The organism is Marinobacter fuscus (genome assembly GCF_003007675.1).
Lineage (GTDB): Bacteria > Pseudomonadota > Gammaproteobacteria > Pseudomonadales > Oleiphilaceae > Marinobacter > Marinobacter fuscus.
In genome coordinates, this window is the sequence record NZ_PXNP01000067.1 from 1 (window position 1) to 1,962 (window position 1,962).

The following is a 1,962-nucleotide window of genomic DNA, read 5'->3' on the forward strand; positions in this document are numbered from 1 at the left end:
CCCTGTCAGCAGCGACAACAGGCCTATCCGTCCTGCGGCCATCGCAGTTGCCCGGCCTGTCAGCACGGCACCAACCGCCAGTGGCTGGAGCGGCAACGACAGAAATTGCTGCCGGTGGACTATTTCCTGGTGACCTTCACCCTGCCAGTCCAGTTGCGGGGCTTTGCCTGGCATCATCTTCGGTGGACCTGTCACACCCTGTTCCAGGTTGCCCGGGAGACCCTGAACCAGTTTGCCCGCAACGATCAACGCCTGGGCAACCAACTCGGGCTGGTGGGGGTGTTGCACACCCACTCCCGGCGCTTGGCCTTCCACCCCCATGTCCACATCGTGATCCCCGGCGGCGGGCTGACCGGATCTCGCTGGCAACGCCGGGCCGGAAAGTACCTGTTCAATGGCCGGGCTCTGGCCCGGGTGTTCCGCGCCAAGTTCCTCGACCGAATGCGCAAGCAGGGCTTTGCCTTGCCGGACGCCATTCCCCGGGACTGGATCGCCCAGTGTGAGCAGGTCGGGCGCGGAGATCACGCGCTGACTTATCTGGCCCGTTACCTCTATCGCGGGGTGCTGCGGGAGCCGAATATCGTGGCCTACGATAGCGAACAGGTGACCTTCCGCTACCGGGACAGCCAGACCCAGTGTTGGCAGACCCTGACGGAACCGGCGGATCGATTCCTCTGGCGAGTCTTGCAGCACGTCTTGCCAAAGGGGCTGCGACGGGTGCGGGAATACGGTTTTCTGCACAGCGGGGCACGCAAGACGCTACACCGGTTGCAGTTGCTTCTCCGCGTGACGCTACCGTCGATGGCAACCGTAAGCCAACCCCGCAAGCAACGCGCTTGCCCCTGTTGTGGCCAGCCCATGAGCCTCACGGTCTGGCGCCAACCCTGCCGGTGGCCAGTCATTCGGCGACGATGGCCAGCATAAATTACCGACCATCCGACACGTACTCAAGCGGGAGGAGCCAACGCACCTTATGACACCACGACCAGGGCACACCGGCTGCCAGCTTCACCGGCGGCCCCGGGTAACTCTGGCCTGACAAAAGAGGCCGCCCAAAGCCAGGGCCAAAGCACCTCTGAGTTCTCCGCCGCTATTTCCTTAATAATGAAGCACCGGGCTCGTCCAACACCGGATCAGGTCGCGGCGGTGCGCGACCTATCCTTATTTGTTAGCTGCGAACAACCGAACCGGAATGAAACCCGATCTTTGGCAACCAGCATGACAGCCTGCTCCGTTTCTTTGGGGCACAAGCTCTGGCCAATGCACCTTGATTAAAACCACCGCCGATGATGCGGCGAATGAACCTGAACTTCAGAGTAGCAGGTAAGCAAGGAACCAGGTTTCGCCGGACAGCCCCGCAAGGTAAACACCCAAGCTTTTACCATCACCGCTGACCGACTGAGCTGCCAATCTGACGACGGATTTCGACGGCCTTGGCGAGCCACCAACATTGCCGGTTTTGCTGCCCGCTTACGGCCAAGGCCACTGGCACCGAACAACCCAAAAGGAACAGCGCACTACACAGCTAACGCTTGCAGCATGCGCGCCTACGGAATGGAGCCGAAGGCGCAATGTAGTAGGCGTCGCCGTGCCTGCACTGGTTAGGTTTATTTCCCATGCCTCGGCATAACATCAATGCTGCCCCACTGAAACTGCTTATAGATTGTATAGGGTAGAACCAATGTATCTGCGACTGCACACGCCATCGAGTCAAGCACATACCCGCCAATTTCGAATGAATTATAGATGGTTCCGTTCGACCGTGATGCAAACAGAGCAAAGCAAGCGTTATGTGCCAATCCGCTGTAGACGCGAGGCAACGAGTTGCAATTTGTTTTGCTGTTCCAGTAGCCATCCGATATCGCGCCATTTTCTGTGACACTGACGGTCTTAGTGGTAGCGCACCCACTGCATGCTAAGACCAGCAGGATGATTACCGTTTTAACTTCCTTGATCAAAGGG

At 59.0% G+C, this 1,962-nt stretch carries 2 protein-coding genes; one reads left to right on the top strand and one right to left on the bottom strand.

Annotated elements, in window-relative coordinates:
- On the top strand, positions 1-924 hold a 924-nt coding region (locus tag C7H09_RS09385), incomplete at its 5' end, for an IS91 family transposase (RefSeq protein ID WP_106761970.1).
- Between the two features lie 683 nt (positions 925-1,607).
- On the opposite strand, the gene C7H09_RS19980 is transcribed toward C7H09_RS09385, so the two are convergent.
- Positions 1,608-1,962: YceK/YidQ family lipoprotein (locus C7H09_RS19980; RefSeq protein WP_106763165.1), on the bottom strand; the 355-nt coding region annotated here is incomplete at its 5' end.